Source organism: Streptomyces sp. NPDC002476 (genome assembly GCF_042889785.1).
GTDB lineage: Bacteria > Actinomycetota > Actinomycetes > Streptomycetales > Streptomycetaceae > Streptomyces.
In genome coordinates this window covers 87,285-102,566 of record NZ_JBIARH010000022.1, presented here as the reverse complement: position 1 = coordinate 102,566, position 15,282 = coordinate 87,285, and the positions used below count along the sequence as shown (strand labels likewise).

Sequence of the window (15,282 nt, the reverse complement as noted above, 5' to 3'; positions counted from 1 at the left end):
GGGTGGATCAGTCGTCGGGGTGGTCGTCGGGGTGGATCGGGGGTGCTGCTGCGCAGTCTGGTGCCTGCGCGGGGCGTACGGGCCCGAATGCCGCGGTCTCCGTCCGACGGAGGACGAGCCGGCGCTCCGGGGTGAGCCGGACGACGAGGTGGCGGCGCCAGTTCTCGTCGTCGCGCTCGGGCCGGTCCTCGCGCCAGTGGCAGCCGCGGGTCTCCTCACGGCGGCGGGCGGCGGCGACCAGGACGCGCGAGACGAGCAGCAGGTTGGTGGCCTCCCACGCCTCGACGCCGGGCTCGGCAGGCTTGGGACGGTCGGCGTCCGGTGCGTCGGCGTCCGGTGCGCCGTCCGGGGCCGCGGCTCGGACGGCGCCGTCGTGCAGGGCTTCGAGCGCTTCGGCGGCGGCGGCCAGGCTCTCGGCGGAACGGAGGACTCCGGCGCCCCGCGTCATGATCCGCTGGACGGTGCCGCGTTGCTCGGGGTCGAGCAGCGGGGACGGGGCGGGAAGGGCGGCCGGGTCCGCGGTCGCGGAGAGGGGCCGGTCGGCCGCGGCGGAGGTCCGGGTGCCGGTCCCTCCGGCGGCAGGCTCGACGTCGTCCGCCCGCGCGGCGCTGTCGGTCTGCGCAACGCCGTTGGTCTGCTCGACGCCGTCCGCCCGCTCGGCATCGTTCGCCTGCTCGGCACCGTTCATGTGCTCGGCATCGTTCGCCTGCTCGACGATGTCCGCCGCGATGCGTTCGGCGAAGACGAGGCCCTCCAGGAGGGAGTTGGACGCCAGCCGGTTCGCGCCGTGCACGCCGGTGCAGGCGACCTCGCCGCAGGCGTACAGGCCGGGTACGGTCGTGCGCCCGCGCAGGTCGGTATGCACGCCGCCGGAGGCGTAGTGCGCGGCGGGCGCGACCGGGATGGGCTCGGTGACCGGGTCGATGCCGTGGGCGCGGCAGGCGGCCAGGATCGTGGGGAAGCGCCGCTCCCACATGTCGGCCCCGAAGTGACGGGCGTCGAGATACATGTGTTCGGTGCCGTGCAGCTCCATCCGGCGCGTGATGGCCTTGGCGACGATGTCACGTGGGGCCAGTTCCGCCAGTTCGTGCTGCCCCACCATGAAACGCGTACCGGACGCGTCGACGAGGTGGGCGCCCTCGCCCCGTACCGCTTCCGACACCAGGGGCTGCTGGCCCTCGGAGTCGGCGCCGAGGTAGAGGACCGTGGGGTGGAACTGGACGAATTCGAGGTCGGAGACCTCCGCCCCGGCCCGCAGCGCCAAGGCCACGCCGTCCCCGGTGGAGACGGCCGGGTTGGTGGTGGCGGAGAAGACCTGGCCCATACCGCCGGTGGCGAGCACCACGGCGGGGGCGCGCACCGCGCCGACGCCGTCGTGCCGGCCCTCGCCCATGACATGCAGGGTGACGCCCGCGGTACGGCCGTCGGCATCCGTCAGCAGGTCCAGGACGAGGGCGTTCTCGATGGTGCGCAGGGCGGCCTCGCGGACCGCCGCGACCAGGGCCCGGGAGATCTCGGCGCCCGTCGCGTCACCGCCCGCGTGGGCGATGCGGCTGCGGTGGTGGCCGCCCTCCCGGGTCAGCGCGATCTCGCCGCCGTCCGTGGTGTCGAAGCGGGCACCGGTCCCGATGAGCCTGCGTACGGCGTCGGGCCCCTCGGTCACCAGGGTCCGTACCGCGTCCTCGTCGCACAGGCCCGCGCCCGCGACCAGGGTGTCGTCCAGGTGCTGCTCCGGGGTGTCTCCCTCGCCGAGGGCCGCGGCGATGCCGCCCTGCGCCCAGCGGGTGGAGCCGTCGTCGAGGCGGGCCTTGGTAACGACGACGGTGGCGAGGCCCGCGGCGGCGCAGCGCAGCGCTGCGGTGAGGCCGGCCACGCCCGAGCCGACCACCACGACATCGGCGTCGATGGACCAACCGGGTGCGGGGGCGGTCAGCCGTATTCCGGTCGCGTGGTGGCGTATTCCGGTCACCGGGTGGCTCCGAAGGTCAGCGGGATGTTGTCGATGAGGCGGGTGGCGCCGACCTTCGCGGCGACCGCGAGGATCGCGTCGCCGGTGGTGCGGTCGTCGGGGATCTCGGTGAAGTCGGACGGGTCCACGAGCGCGAGATAGTCCAGGACCAGCGGCGGCTGCTCGGCCGCGGCGTCGTCGAGGACCAGCCGCGCCGCGGCCCGTACCGCCGCGGGCCCGTCCACGGGGCGGGCCAGGGCCACCGCCTGGGTGTCGGCGGCGGCGCGGGCCTCGCCGAGCGCGGTGAGCGCGGCGGCCCGGCCGGTGGTGGCCGCGGTGGTCTGCGCGCGGGCGTGCAGCGCCTGCTGGGCGGCGAGCCGGTCCCGCGCCGCGAACAGGGCCCGGGACAGGGCGAGGGCGGTGCGCCGCTCCTCGACGTCCAGGAAGCGGTTGCGGCTGGAGAGCGCGAGGCCGTCCGGCTCACGGACGGTCGGCACGCCGACGATCTCCACCGGGAAGTTCAGGTCGCGCACCATGCGGCGGATCAGTGCCAGCTGCTGGGCGTCCTTCTGCCCGTAGAACGCGAGGTCGGGGCGGGTGAGATGGAGGAGCTTGGCAACGACGGTGAGCATGCCGTCGAAGTGCCCGGGGCGGAAGGCGCCTTCGAGGCATTCGCCCATGGGGCCCGCCGAGACGCGGACCTGTGGTTCGCCGCCGGGGTAGACCTCGTCGACGGACGGCGCGAAGACGGCGTCGGCGCCTGCCGCGCCCGCCACGGCGAGATCGGCTTCCAGGGTGCGGGGGTATCGCTCCAGGTCGGCCGCCTCGCCGAACTGGAGCGGGTTGACGAAGACGGTGACGACGACCTGGCCGTCCGGACCCGCCGTCGCGCGCGCGGTACGGATCAGGGTGGCGTGGCCCTCGTGCAGGGCTCCCATGGTCATGACGACGGCCCGGGGGCCCTTGAGCGGCGCGAACGCGGCGAGCTCGGCGGCCGTACGGAGGAGGGCGGCCGACGGAGTGGACGCGGGGATGCGGGCGGTGGTGTGCATGGCGGTGGCGGGGGGTGTGTCGGGGGTGGTGGGTACGGGGTCGGCTCCGGGGACGGGGTCGGCTCCGGGGACGGGAGCGGTTCCGGACTCGGGAGCTGTTCCGGGTATGGGAGCTGTTCCGGGGACGGGAGTTGCTCCGGGTACGGGAGTTGCTCCGGGCTTGCCGGGTGTGGTGGTCATCAGGGCTCCCGTGGTCCGCTGCCGCCCGTGGTGCCGGCGTCGTCGGCCAGGACGCCCAGCAGGTTCTCGGCCGGTTCCGGCTTGAGCATGCCGTGGGCGAGGGCGCGGTCGGCGGTGGCGCGGGCCATCGCGACGTAACCGGCCACGGCCTGCGGCGCGTGCCTGCGCAGCTCGTCGATGTGCGCGGCGACCGTGCCCGCGTCACCGCGGGCCACCGGGCCGGTCAGGGCCGCGTCGCCGGAGCGCAGGGCGTTGTCGAGCGCGGCGCCGAGGAGCGGCCCGAGCATCCGGTCGGGGGCGGCGACCCCTGCCTTGCGCAGCAGCTCCATCGACTGCGCGACCAGGGTGACCAGGTGGTTCGCGCCGAGGGCGAGCGCCGCGTGGTAGAGCGGGCGGGCCTCCTCCGCGATCCACTCGGGCTCCCCGCCCATCTCGATGACCAGCGCCTCCGCGGCGAGCCGCAGCTCCTCCGGGGCGGTCACGCCGAAGGAGCAGCCGGCCAGCCGCTGGACGTCGACGGAGGTGCCGGTGAACGTCATCACTGGATGCAGAGCGAGCGGCAGTGCCCCGGCCCGCAGGGCGGGGTCCAGCACCTTCGTCCCGTACCGCCCCGAGGTGTGGACGAGCAGCTGGCCCGGCCGCACCGCTCCGGTCCCGGCCAGTCCCTCGACCAGGCCGGGCAGGGCGTCGTCGGGCACGGTCAGCAGCACCAGCTCGGCACGCGCCAGCACCTCGGCGGGCGGCACCAGCGGGACATCGGGGAGCAGCTCGGCGGCCCGGCGCACGGACGCATCGGAGACTCCCGACACGGCGACGGGACGATGTCCGGCGAGGCTCAGCGACGCGGCGAGGGCGGGGCCGACGCGGCCCGCGCCCACGACGCCGACCGTGAGTCGGGCGGGGCGGTCCCTCGCGTCGAGGGGTTCCTTGGGGGGTGTTGCGTTCACTCGGCGGTGGCCTTCCGTTCCAGTCCGCAGGGGGTACCGGACGATTCCTCTGCATGCTACGCCAGCGTCGCGTCCGGCCTCCCGGCCGTCCACAGCCTGTGGGCAATGCCGCGGCCCGTGGCAGCGGCCTGCGGGAAATGCCGCACGGGGCCCGGCCGGGCGGCCCGCGCGCACGACGATCACGCGAAAACCATGCGGGGCCGGGCCGGGCCCTGCGTGATGATCGCCCCATGACGGATACAGCGGGCACCGCAACGGACGCGACGGCGGACGCGACACCTGCAACAGACGAGACAGACGCGACAGACGCGACGGATACGGCACACGCGGCGGACATGGCGGGCGTGGCGGAGGGGACGGCAGGGACGGCGGGCGCCGACGAGCAGCCCTCGGCGCAGGAGCGGCGACTGCGCAGGCTGCGGGCCTGGCGCGGCGCCGAACGGGCCCTGTGCCGCCCGCCCATGCACCTCCCGGTCGGTGAACGACTGGCCGCGCTGGTGGCGGGGGCCGGGGACGTCACCGATCTCGACCTGCCCGCGGACATGTACGGCGACGGCGTGGTCGCCGAGCTGGAGGAGCGGGTCGCGGAGCTGCTGGGCATGGAGGCGGCGGCGTTCTTCCCGACCGGGACGATGGCGCAGCAGGTCGCGCTGCGCTGCTGGGCCGGGCGGACCGGCGACTCCACGGTGGCGTTGCACCCCATGGCCCACCCGGAGGTGCACGAGCGCGGCGCGCTGGGGACGGTGAGCGGGCTGCGCACCGTCCACCCGACGTCCGAGCCCCGCCAGCCCACGGCGCAGGAGGTCCGTGACCTCTCCGAGCCGTTCGGCACGCTGATGCTGGAGCTGCCGTTGCGCGACGCCGGTTTCATCCTGCCCACGTGGGAGGAGCTGGAGGAAGTGGTGGCGGCGGCGCGCGAACGCGACGCGGTGGTGCACTTCGACGGCGCGCGGCTGTGGGAGTGCGCGCCCCATTTCGGGCGGGAGCTGCCGGAGATCGCGGCGCTCGCGGACAGCGTGTACGTGTCGTTCTACAAGACCCTGGGCGGACTCTCCGGTGCCGCGCTGGCCGGTCCGGAGTCCCTGATCGAGGAGGCCCGCGCCTGGCGTCACCGGTACGGCGGGCAGCTCTTCCAGCAGTTCCCGGCGGCGGTCGCCGCGCTGATCGGCCTGGACCGGGAGCTTCCCCCGCTCCCGTCGTACGTGGCGCAGGCGAAGGTGGTGGCCGAGGCGCTGGCCGAGGGTCTCACGGCGGCCGGCGCCGGCTGGTTCCGGGTGCATCCGGAGCCACCGCACACGCACCAGTTCCAGGTCTGGCTGCCGTACGGGGCGGACGCCCTGACGGAGGCGTCGGTACGGCAGGCGGAGGAGACGGGCACGGCTCTCTTCCACGGCTGGCACTCCGCGCCCGCCGGTCCGCCGGGGGTGGCGTTCACCGAGGTCACGGTGGGCCGGGAAGGGCTGGAGTGGACGGCGGCCGACGTCCGGGAGGCGGTGACCGTGTTCCTGGACCTGGTGAACCCCGCGGAAGGGCCCTCGTAGGACCAGAAGGACCTCGTAGGACCAGGACGGTCCTCGTACTACGTGGAACACGGCTCAGCCCTCGCAGCGTCCCTCCACCGCACGCCCCGCCCCCGGCCGGTCAGCGCACCGGCCGGGGGCGCCGGGCGAACATCGCGCGCAGGGCCCGCAGCAGCGCCCGCCGACGGCCGCCCACCGGACGGCCCGCGATCACGGCCTCGAACCGTTGCCGGTCACGGGCCCCGCGCAGCACCTCCCAGTCGTGCCGGCCCGGCGACGGCGGCGGCGTCTCGCCCCGCGCGATCGCGCGGTAGCAGTCGAACATCTGCTGCTGAATGGCGTCCATCGCCACAGCGTGGGCCGGGGCCGCCCGCACGGCCCGTCAATTGACGACCGCCGTCAAACGGACGAATGACTTCCGCACGCACCCCGCACCATGGAGGGGTGAGCGTGCACATCGACATCAAGGGCCTGGCCCCCGACCGCATCGTCTTCGAGACCTCTCCCCTCGCGGAACTGGGCCTGGTCCTGCACGCTCTCTCCGAACCCGGGCACCACCCGGGTCTGCACTGCTGGGCGACGGCGACGGCCAGCGCGCTGGAGCCCGATCTCGCCGACCGCCTGCACGAGGCGGACTTCCTGTGGCGCCACACGTTCTCGGACGTCTTCATGGCGTTCGCCGGGGTGCGCGGCGGCGACGGCAGGACGGGCGCGAGCCTGGCCGAGGACCTGGACACCCTCGACCGGCTGGACGACGAACGGTTCGTGTCCGCCGCCCTGGAATTCACCTGCACCAGCCTGTACGGGCTCGGCGCGCCCTCTCCGCTCGGCAACCCGACAATGCAGGCCCGTGCCCTGGAGATGGCGGCGGCGCGGGGCCCCCGTCAGGTGGAGTTCACCCAGCAGCTGCTGGCCGACCCCGCGCCCGTGCGCCGCTGGGTACGGCGCCTCTTCGAGGACTGCGACCAGGCGTTCTTCGCCGAGACCTGGCAGCGGGTTCGGGTTCAGCTGGTCGCCGACGCCCGGCACAAGACGGACCTGCTGCGCCGCAAGGGGCTCGGCGAGGCGCTGAGGGCGGTGTCCCCGGCGCTGGCCCTCGACGAGGCGAGGGCCCTGATCAGTGCGGACAAGCTGTCCGACGGCCGGACCAGCGCCGTCGGCCCCGGGCTCACCCTCATCCCGTCCACCTTCGGCTGGCCGCACCTCAACCTGCTGCACGCGCCGGGCTGGCGGCCGGTGATCCACTACCCGGTGCACCAGCCCGAGCTGCCCTCCCCCGCCTCCGTGGAGCTGCTCCAGCTACGGCTTGAGGCGCTGGCCCACCCCATGCGGATGCGTCTGTGCCGCCACCTCGCCCGTTCCGCGCACACGACCGGCGAACTCGCCGACACGCACAACATCACGGCCCCCGAGGTCTCCCGGCATCTCGCGGTGCTGAAGAAGGCGGGCCTGGTCACCACCCGCCGGCGCGGCCGTTACGTGCTGCACCAGCTGGACCTGACCACGGTGGCCCGGCTCGGCAGCGACTTCCTGGAGGGCATCCTGCGCTGAACCGGCCCGACGGAACGCCCGGGCCGGCCGCCCCCTCGTCCCCGCCGGTCAGATCGCCCCGGCCCCGCCGCCGGCCCGGACCAGCCCCGTCTCGTACGCGAGGACGACGACCTGCACCCGGTCGCGCAGGTTCAGCTTCGTGAGGATGCGGCCCACGTGCGTCTTCACGGTCGCCTCGGAGAGCACCAAGCGAGCCGCGATCTCGCCGTTCGACAGTCCCTGTGCCACCAGCAGCATCACCTCGCGCTCGCGTTCGGTGAGCTTGGCGATGCCCTGGTGCTTCGGTTCGCTCGTACCGCCCGGCAGCATCGGCGAGAAGCGGTCGAGCAGACGGCGGGTGGTGGACGGTGCGACGACGGCGTCGCCGCTGTGCACGGCGCGGATGGCGCTGAGCAGTTCGGCGGGCGGGACGTCCTTGAGCATGAAGCCGCTGGCCCCGGCCTTCAGCCCGGAGAAGGCGTACTCGTCCAGGTCGAACGTGGTCAGGATGAGCACCTTGGGCGCGCCCGGCTGCGCGCAGATGCGCCGGGTGGCCTCCACGCCGTCCAGCCTCGGCATCCGGACGTCCATCAGCACCACGTCGACGGCGGTGGAGCGCAGCACGTCGATCGCCTCGGCGCCGTCACCGGCCTCGGCCACGACCTCCATGTCCGGCTGGGCGGCGAGCACCATCCGGAAGCCGGTGCGCAGCAGCACCTGGTCGTCGACGAGCATCACGCGGATCGCCATGGGGGTCTGTCTCCTGTCTGTCCCGCATCATCCGGGGCGAAGGTGTGGGTGGGCCGGTGGACCCGGAGCGGCGGCCGGGTCCGGCACGTCTGGTGGGCCGACGGGTCCGGCGGGCGGCCGGGGCTCGGACCCGATCCGGTTTCGGTCCCGGCCTGATCCGGACCCGCATCCCGGCCTGCTCCGGATCCGCATCCCGAGCGGGCACGCACACGATCCTCGTCCCGGTCCGGGTCCGGAGCATCAGCGGGCCGGTTTGAGCGGCAGCAGCGCACTGATCCGGAAGCCGCCGCCCGGGCGCGGCCCGGCGTCCAGCGTTCCGCCGACCATGCCGACCCGCTCGCGCATCCCGATCATCCCGTGTCCCGCGCCGTCGGCGCCCCCGTCCTCGTACATCTCGTGCGAGGCGCCCCGCCCGTCGTCCTCGACCAGCAGCCCGAGCCCGTCGTCGAAGTAGACCAGCCGCACGCTGGCCCCGGCGTCCGGGCCGCCGTGCTTGCGGGTGTTGGTCAGCGCCTCCTGCACGATGCGGTACGCGGTCAGCTCGACCCCGCTGGGCAGCGGGCGCGGCGTTCCCTCGATCTTGAAGTCGACGGTCAGACCGGTCTGCCGCACCTGTTCGACCAGATCCTCGATCTGGCCGACATCGGGCTGCGGGACGTACTCCCCGCTCTCCTCCGCGTCCCCGGTCCGCAGCACCCCGAGCAGCCGCCGCATCTCGGCGAGGGCCTGCCTGCCGGTGCTGGAGATGGTCTCCAGGGCCTGCTTGGCCTGGTCGGGCGCCACGTCCATGACGTACGCCGCCCCGTCGGCCTGCACCACCATCACCGACACGTTGTGCGCGACGACGTCGTGGAGTTCGCGGGCGATACGGGCCCGCTCGGCGGCCACCGCGACCTTCGACTGCGCCTCGCGCTCCCGCTCCAGCCGGGCGGCCCGCTCCTCCAGCTGGTTGAAGTAGGCGCGCCGGGTCCGCATCGAGTCGCCGAGCACCCAGGCCAGCACGAACGGCACGGTCATCACGATGGCGACGAAGGTCTGCTGGACCCAGCCGGACTGCTGCGTCTCCGCGGGCCAGCGCAACTGGGCGAGCCCCGCCGCGCCCAGGCTGCACACCAGCGCGAGCCGCGAGGCCCAGCGCTCCCCCACCGTCGCCACGGTGAACACGATCACCAGCATCGCGAAGTTGGCGGTGCCCGGCACGACCCCGGTCAGCAGTTGCGCCACTCCCATCGCGATGGCCAGCAGCAGCATCTTCTCCGGGGCGCGGCGGCGCAGTGCGACGACGGTGCACAGGCCGATGGTGATCAGCGCGGCGGCCAGCAGTCCCCCGCCTCTCTCCACTGCCACCGCCGACAGTCCGGAGAGCCCGAGGAGGAAGACAGCCCAGAAGGTGTCGACGCCCGTCGGGTGTCTGCGGAGGAAGGCGTAGAGGCGCTGCACGTGATCCAGCGTAGGGAAGGCGGAAGGTGCCCGGGTCAGCCGAAGGGCCGATCCGATCTGCGGGACCGTACTCCCCAAGGTGGAGACTTGGAAATCGTGACGGCCGGGACGGGCGGGACGGGCACGCCGGGCATGGCGGACGTGACGGTCGAGACGGGCGCGGCAGGCATGGCGGACACGGCGAACGTGACGGTCAGGACGGGCACGGCAGGCATGGCGGACACGGCGAACGTGACGGTCAGGACGGGCACGGCAGGCATGGCGGACACGGCGAACGTGACGGTCGGGACGGGCACGGCAGGCATGGCGGACACGGCGAACGTGACGGTCAGGATGGGCACGGCGGACATGGCGGACATGACAGGGGCGACAGGCGCGACGGACGAGTGGCGTGGGTGGCGCGAGGCTGCGCAGACGGCTCTGTACGGGGACCGGGGGTTCTACCGGAGGCCCGAGGGACCGGCCGGTCACTTCCGTACCTCCGTCCACGCGTCCCCGCTGTTCGCCTCCGCCGTCGCCCGGCTGCTGGTGCGGACGGCCCGCGACCTGGGCACCGAAGAGGTCGACCTGGTGGACCTGGGGGCGGGGCGCGGCGAACTGCTGACGGGGGTGCTGGCGGCGCTGCTGGCCGAGGACGCCGACGGGCTCGTCGTACGGGCGTACGCGGTGGAGGTCGCCGCCCGCCCGGACGGTCTCGATCCCCGGATCGAGTGGTGCGCGGAACCGCCGTCGGGGGTCCGCGGCCTGCTGTTCGCCAACGAGTGGCTAGACAACGTGCCGACCGATGTCGCGGAGACGGACGCGGACGGCGTCGACCGGTACGTCCTGGTCCGGGCCTCGGACGGGGAGGAGCAGCTGGGCGAGCCGGTGACCGGGCCCGACGCGGAGTGGCTGCGCCGCTGGTGGCCGTCGGCCGGGCCGGGCTGCCGGGCGGAGATCGGGCGCCCGCGCGACGAGGCGTGGGCGCGGGTGGTGTCCACGCTCGGCGGCGGGCTCGCGGTGGCCGTGGACTACGCCCATGCGCGCGGGACGCGACCGCCCTTCGGCACGCTCACCGGCTTCCGGTCGGGCCGCGAGGTACGGCCGGTGCCGGACGGCAGCTGTGACCTCACCTCGCATGTGGCGCTGGACGCGTGCGCGGCGGCGGTGGACGCCGTCGCCGTCCCGGGGAGCGGTGCGGCGACCGGCTCCGGGAACGTCAGGGCGTCCGAGCCGGTATCGGAGGTGCTGACGCAGCGCGAGGCGCTGCACCGGCTCGGCGTCGACGGCGCCCGCCCGCCCCTGTCCCTGGCGTCGGCCGATCCGGCCGGGTACGTACGGGCCCTGACCTCGGCGGGCGAGGCGGCCGAGCTGACGGCCCGGGGCGGTCTGGGCGACTTCGGATGGCTGATGCGACGCGTATGACGGCCGGTGCCCCGGGCGTACGCGCCGGGCGGCGCCATGGAAGCCGCGCCCGTACGCGCACGTGCGCCCCTGGGTCCGTGGCCCCGTGCCCGTCGGTGACCCGCGCCCCGCGGCACCACCGCCCCGCCACCTCCCCCTCCCCGCCTCACCACCCCGTCACCTCGCCGTTCAGGAATACTGGCCGCATGACGGAGACGACGGTCGGCATCGGCGGCGCGGCGGAGAGCACCGACATGGTGCTCAACATCGGCCCTCAGCACCCCTCCACCCATGGCGTGCTCCGACTGCGCATCGTCCTCGACGGCGAACGCGTCCAGCACGCCGAACCGGTCATCGGCTACATGCACCGCGGCGCGGAGAAGCTGTTCGAGGCCCGCGACTACCGGCAGATCGTGATGCTCGCCAACCGCCACGACTGGCTGTCGGCGTTCTCCAACGAACTGGGCGTCGTCATGGCCGTGGAGCGGATGCTCGGCATGGAGGTCCCGGAGCGGGCGGTCTGGACGCGCACCCTGCTCGCCGAGCTGAACCGGATCCTGAACCATCTGATGTTCCTCGGCTCGTACCCGCTCGAACTCGGCGGGATCACCCCGGTGTTCCACGCGTTCCGCGAGCGCGAGGAGCTCCAGGCCGTGATGGAGGAGGTCTCCGGCGGCCGGATGCACTACATGTTCAACCGGGTCGGCGGGCTCAAGGAGGACCTCCCCGCGGGCTGGCTCGGCCGTGCCAGGGACGCCGTCGCGGCGGTTCGGGCCCGGATGGACGTGTACGACGACCTGGTGCTCGGCAACGAGATCTTCAGGGGCCGCACCCGGGGAGTCGGGGTGCTGCCCGCCGCGACCGTGCACGCGTACGGGGTGTCCGGGCCGATCGCCCGCGCCTCGGGCGTCGACTTCGACCTGCGGCGCGACGAGCCGTACCTCGCGTACGGAGAACTGGGCGACATCCTCGAGGTCGTCACGCGCACCGAGGGCGACTGCCTGGCCCGCTTCGAGTGCCTGCTGGAACAGACGCACAACTCCCTGGACCTGGCGGACGCCTGCCTGGACCGGATGGCCGGCCTGGCGCCCGGCCCGATCAACCAGCGCCTGCCCAAGGTGCTGAAGGCCCCCGAGGGCCACATCTACGCCTGGACCGAGAACCCGCTCGGTATCAACGGCTACTACCTGGTGTCCAAGGGCGAGAAGACCCCGTACCGGCTGAAGCTCCGCGCCGCCTCGTACAACAACATCCAGGTGCTCGGCGAGCTGCTGCCGGGCACCCTGGTCGCCGACATGGTGGCGATCCTGGGCTCGCTCTTCTTCGTCGTCGGAGACATCGACAAGTAGCGGACGGGCGGTGCCCGGCCATCCGTACGAACACGGTCCGGACCGCCTTCGCACCGCTTCGCGGACAACGGTCCGGACCGCCCGCGCACTATTTCGCGGACAACGACCGGGCGACCCGCGCGCGAGCACACGGAACAACAATCCGGGCCGCCCGTACGCGAACGACGGGCGGCCCGGGAGAACGGCGCGAGCACGCGGCTACGAGATCGCGGTGCGCAGCTCCACCATGTCCATCTGCTCCGTCTCGTCGTGTGCGGTCAGGTCGATGACCTTGCCGACGGCGCCGTTCTCCGCCGTGCCCGTGCGGTGGGCGGCCAGCGCCTCCTCGCCCACCACGTCCGCGAGGTCCTCGTTCTGCACGGACTCGATCGCGGTGCGCGTCTTCTGCGTGCCGAAGAAGTCGAAGCTGCCCTGCGGCACCTGCTGGCGGCGGGGCGCCGGCCCCGGGGCGACCGTGCTGGCGGCCGGCACCGGACGCGCCGGGAGCAGCGCGGCGGACGGCCGGGACGCGGGAAGGGCGGTCGCCGGACGCGGCTGAGGCGCCGGGGAGACGTCGTCCTCGGCCGCCGTGTGCCTGCCCGGCCGCTCCTCCGTCTTCAGGCCCCGCTCGGCGAGGTCCCGCTTCCGGGCCTCCTCGGCGTTGCGCCGTGCCTCCTGGAGCGCCCTGTTGCGCGGCAGATCCTCCAGCGCCTGAGCGGCACGCAGATAGGCGGCCGGGGTCGGGGTGCTGAGCGCGGCCGGCAGCTCCCTGGGGGCCGCGGCTTCGAGCGCGAGCCGCCTGCGGCCCTCCAGCGCGCTGGCGCGCCCCGTCTCGGCGTTGGCGTACCGGCGCAACAGCGCGGCGTGCTCCCCGCGCAGATTGGCCAGCTCCACCCGCTTGCGCCGCAGCTTCGTCTCCAGCCGGGTGCGCAGCTCGCGCAACTCCTCCAGGTCGGACTCCAGCTCGGCCACGCGTTCCTCGGCCCGCCACTCGTCACCGGCACGGGCACGCTTCAGCTCCGCGACCCGACGGCCGGCCTCCCGGTCCCAACTGCGCATCAGATACGCGCCGGTCACCGCGGCGGTCGCCGTGGCGGCCACCAGACCGCGCAGGACCAGGGGTTCCGCGAGCAGCCAGGCGCCCGTGGCGCAGAGGACCGAGACCCCGGCGACGGCCGAGGGCGGAAGGATTCTGTGCAGCGGTGTCGAATGGCGATGACGTCCACGTGGCATGGCCTGAAATTTACCGTGTGTAGGAGGAACTTGGGGGCTGCCCGGCAATCTGTTCCCGGCCGGTTACCTGACGGCCCCCTTCCCGTCCCGAATCGCGCCTTGCTTCTCCACTTCTCCCTGCTTCCGGCCCCTACTTCCGGATGAGGCCCTTCGACCGCAGATAGTCCTTGGCCACATCAGCGGGCTTTGCGCGCTCCGCGTCGACCTTGCGGTTCAGTTCCGCGAGATCCTCGGTGGTCAGCGCCTTGGTGATCTTGCCGAGCGCGTCGGCGACGTCCTGCGAACCCGCGTCCTTCGCATTGACGACCGGCAGTACGTTGTCCGCGTTCTGGAGCTTCTTGTCGTCCTCCAGGAACACCAGGCCGTAGCTGTCGAGCACCGCGTCCGTGGTGGTCGTGAGGACCAGTTGGTCCTTGCCGTCCTCGACCGCCTGCTTGGACTGCGGCGTGCCGACTCCCTTGGGGTCGATGCCGGTGACATTGATGCCGTACGTCTTTTTCAGACCCGGCGCGCAGAACGGCCGCACCTCGCACTCGTCACCTGCGGCGATCTTCACCGCGACCTTCGATCTGCCGAGATCAGAAAGCGACTTGAGCTTGTGTTCGGCGGCGAATTCCTCGGTCACCGCGAAGGCGTTCTGGTCGACGGCCGCGCCGGCCGGGAGCACCTTCAGTCCGCGCGGGGCGGCGAGCTTCTCCAGCGCCGCGACCGTGGCGGCGGCGTCGCCCGAGGCCACCGGCTTCTTCGCGGCCTCCTTCGCGCCATTCGCCTTGGCGTTGAGGAATTCCGCGATCGTCGCGGCATATTCGGGAACGACATCGATCTCGCCCTTCTCCAGGGAAGGTTCGTAGAGTTCCCGGTTGGCCACGCTGGTGACCGAGGTGCGGTATCCGGCGTCGCCCAGGATCTGCGCGTACAGCTCCGCGAGCACCTTGGACTCGGTGAAGGAGGCCGCGCCGACGACGAGCGAGCCCTTCTCGCCGCCGCCGGATCCGCCGGAGGGCGCCGAGCCGCCCTTGTTCTTCTCCAGGCTGTCGCCGCCGCACGCGGCGAGCGAGCCCGCCAGCGCGACCATGCCGATGACCGCGCCGGCTATGCGCGAGGTCTTGCTCATCGTGTTCTCCGTCCACAGCACCAGGGCTGTTCGAGTACGAGATGGGTCAGGACTGTTCGGGTGCGGGGCACGCTTCGGCGGTCGGGGCGGGCGGGGCGCTCCCCCGCTCGGGGTACGAGCGGCGGGCCCCCTGGTGCCGGCCCTCATGCGGGCCCCCTCGTGCCGGGTCCTCATACCGGGCCTCATGCCGTCCCGCGGCGGCGCAGCGGTGAGAGCACCCGTCCGAGCACCACCAGCACCGCCTCCACCAGCAGCGCGAGCGAGGCGACCAGCACCGCCCCCGCGACGACCTGCGGAGTGTCGTACGTGTTGAAACCGGCCGTGATGATCCGGCCGAGACCGCCCTGGCCGACCATCGCCGCGATCGTCGCCGTGGCGACCACCTGGACCGCCGCCGAGCGCAGCCCGGTCATGATCATCGGGTAGGCCAGCGGGAGCTCGACCCGTACGAACAACTGCCCGCCGGACATCCCCATGCCCCGCGCCGCCTCGGTCACCGAACGGTCCACCTCCGCCATCCCGACGTAGGTGTTGGTGAGCAGCGGCGGCACGGCGAACAGCACCAGCGCGACGATCGTCGGTACGTACCCGGCGTTGCGCAGCGGCGAGACCATGAAGAGGGCCAGAACCGCGAAGACCGGGACCGCCCGCCCCACGTTGGAGAGGTTGACGGCCGGCGCACCCCCCTTCCCGATGTGGCCCAGATACAGCGCGACCGGCAGCGCGATCGCGCAGGCGGCAGCGAGCGCGATCCCGCTGACCCAGAGGTGCTCCACGAGCCGGTGGGCCGCCCCGTTCTCCCCCGTCCAGTTCGCCCCGGTGGTGAGCCAGGCCCATGCCTGACCAATGACGCCCAT

At 73.4% G+C, this 15,282-nt stretch carries 13 protein-coding genes; 4 read left to right on the top strand and 9 right to left on the bottom strand.

Going from position 1 to position 15,282, the window contains the following annotated elements; genetic code table 11:
- Positions 1–7: 7 nt before the first annotated feature.
- The 3 genes from ACFYXM_RS23840 to ACFYXM_RS23830 all read right to left on the bottom strand — a co-directional run bounded on the left by ACFYXM_RS23840 (position 8) and on the right by ACFYXM_RS23830 (position 4,127).
- Positions 8–1,969 carry an L-aspartate oxidase gene (locus ACFYXM_RS23840; RefSeq protein WP_389292137.1) on the bottom strand — a complete coding sequence of 654 codons (1,962 nt, stop codon included), beginning with the start codon at positions 1,967–1,969 and terminating at the stop codon, positions 8–10.
- Positions 1,966–3,000, bottom strand: a complete 1,035-nt coding sequence (gene panC / locus ACFYXM_RS23835) for a pantoate--beta-alanine ligase (protein WP_389292180.1) — start codon at positions 2,998–3,000, stop codon at positions 1,966–1,968. Before panC ends, ACFYXM_RS23840 begins: the two co-directional genes overlap by 4 nt.
- Positions 3,001–3,179: 179 nt before the next feature.
- Entirely contained in the window at positions 3,180–4,127 is a 948-nt protein-coding gene (locus ACFYXM_RS23830) for a Rossmann-like and DUF2520 domain-containing protein (protein ID WP_389292135.1), read from the bottom strand.
- Positions 4,128–4,462: 335 nt separating this feature from the next.
- Here ACFYXM_RS23830 and ACFYXM_RS23825 point away from each other — a divergent pair, with 335 nt between their 5' ends.
- Positions 4,463–5,668: a threonine aldolase family protein gene (locus tag ACFYXM_RS23825; RefSeq protein WP_389292179.1), complete on the top strand. Its 1,206-nt coding sequence runs from the start codon at positions 4,463–4,465 to the stop codon at positions 5,666–5,668.
- 100 nt (positions 5,669–5,768) lie between these two features.
- Here the strand turns inward: ACFYXM_RS23825 and ACFYXM_RS23820 are convergent, their stop codons facing one another.
- Positions 5,769–5,993: a hypothetical protein gene (locus tag ACFYXM_RS23820; RefSeq protein ID WP_389292134.1), complete on the bottom strand. Its 225-nt coding sequence runs from the start codon at positions 5,991–5,993 to the stop codon at positions 5,769–5,771.
- 104 nt (positions 5,994–6,097) lie between these two features.
- On the opposite strand from ACFYXM_RS23820, the gene ACFYXM_RS23815 reads away from it, so the two are divergent.
- Complete coding sequence (locus ACFYXM_RS23815; RefSeq protein ID WP_389292178.1) at positions 6,098–7,198, top strand: DUF5937 family protein; 1,101 nt, start codon at positions 6,098–6,100, stop codon at positions 7,196–7,198.
- Positions 7,199–7,246: 48 nt separating this feature from the next.
- Here the strand turns inward: ACFYXM_RS23815 and ACFYXM_RS23810 are convergent, their stop codons facing one another.
- Together ACFYXM_RS23810 and ACFYXM_RS23805 are read right to left on the bottom strand one after the other, a co-directional pair.
- Positions 7,247–7,927 (bottom strand): response regulator, encoded by a 681-nt coding sequence (locus tag ACFYXM_RS23810; protein WP_389292133.1) that lies wholly within the window; start codon positions 7,925–7,927, stop codon positions 7,247–7,249.
- 240 nt (positions 7,928–8,167) lie between these two features.
- Positions 8,168–9,367 carry a sensor histidine kinase gene (locus ACFYXM_RS23805; RefSeq protein ID WP_389292131.1) on the bottom strand — a complete coding sequence of 400 codons (1,200 nt, stop codon included), beginning with the start codon at positions 9,365–9,367 and terminating at the stop codon, positions 8,168–8,170.
- Between the two features lie 348 nt (positions 9,368–9,715).
- Here ACFYXM_RS23805 and ACFYXM_RS23800 point away from each other — a divergent pair, with 348 nt between their 5' ends.
- On the top strand, positions 9,716–10,771 hold the full coding sequence (locus ACFYXM_RS23800) for an SAM-dependent methyltransferase (RefSeq protein ID WP_389292176.1): 1,056 nt from the start codon (positions 9,716–9,718) through the stop codon (positions 10,769–10,771).
- Positions 10,772–10,956: 185 nt separating this feature from the next.
- Positions 10,957–12,099 (top strand): NADH-quinone oxidoreductase subunit D, encoded by a 1,143-nt coding sequence (locus ACFYXM_RS23795; RefSeq protein ID WP_389292130.1) that lies wholly within the window; start codon positions 10,957–10,959, stop codon positions 12,097–12,099.
- Between the two features lie 198 nt (positions 12,100–12,297).
- Here ACFYXM_RS23795 and ACFYXM_RS23790 read toward each other — a convergent pair whose 3' ends face one another.
- From ACFYXM_RS23790 to ACFYXM_RS23780, 3 genes are all read right to left on the bottom strand, one after another.
- Positions 12,298–13,311 carry a hypothetical protein gene (locus tag ACFYXM_RS23790; protein ID WP_389292128.1) on the bottom strand — a complete coding sequence of 338 codons (1,014 nt, stop codon included), beginning with the start codon at positions 13,309–13,311 and terminating at the stop codon, positions 12,298–12,300.
- Between the two features lie 130 nt (positions 13,312–13,441).
- Positions 13,442–14,425, bottom strand: a complete 984-nt coding sequence (locus tag ACFYXM_RS23785; RefSeq protein WP_389292126.1) for an ABC transporter substrate-binding protein — start codon at positions 14,423–14,425, stop codon at positions 13,442–13,444.
- Between the two features lie 182 nt (positions 14,426–14,607).
- Complete coding sequence (locus tag ACFYXM_RS23780; protein ID WP_389292125.1) at positions 14,608–15,282, bottom strand: ABC transporter permease; 675 nt, start codon at positions 15,280–15,282, stop codon at positions 14,608–14,610.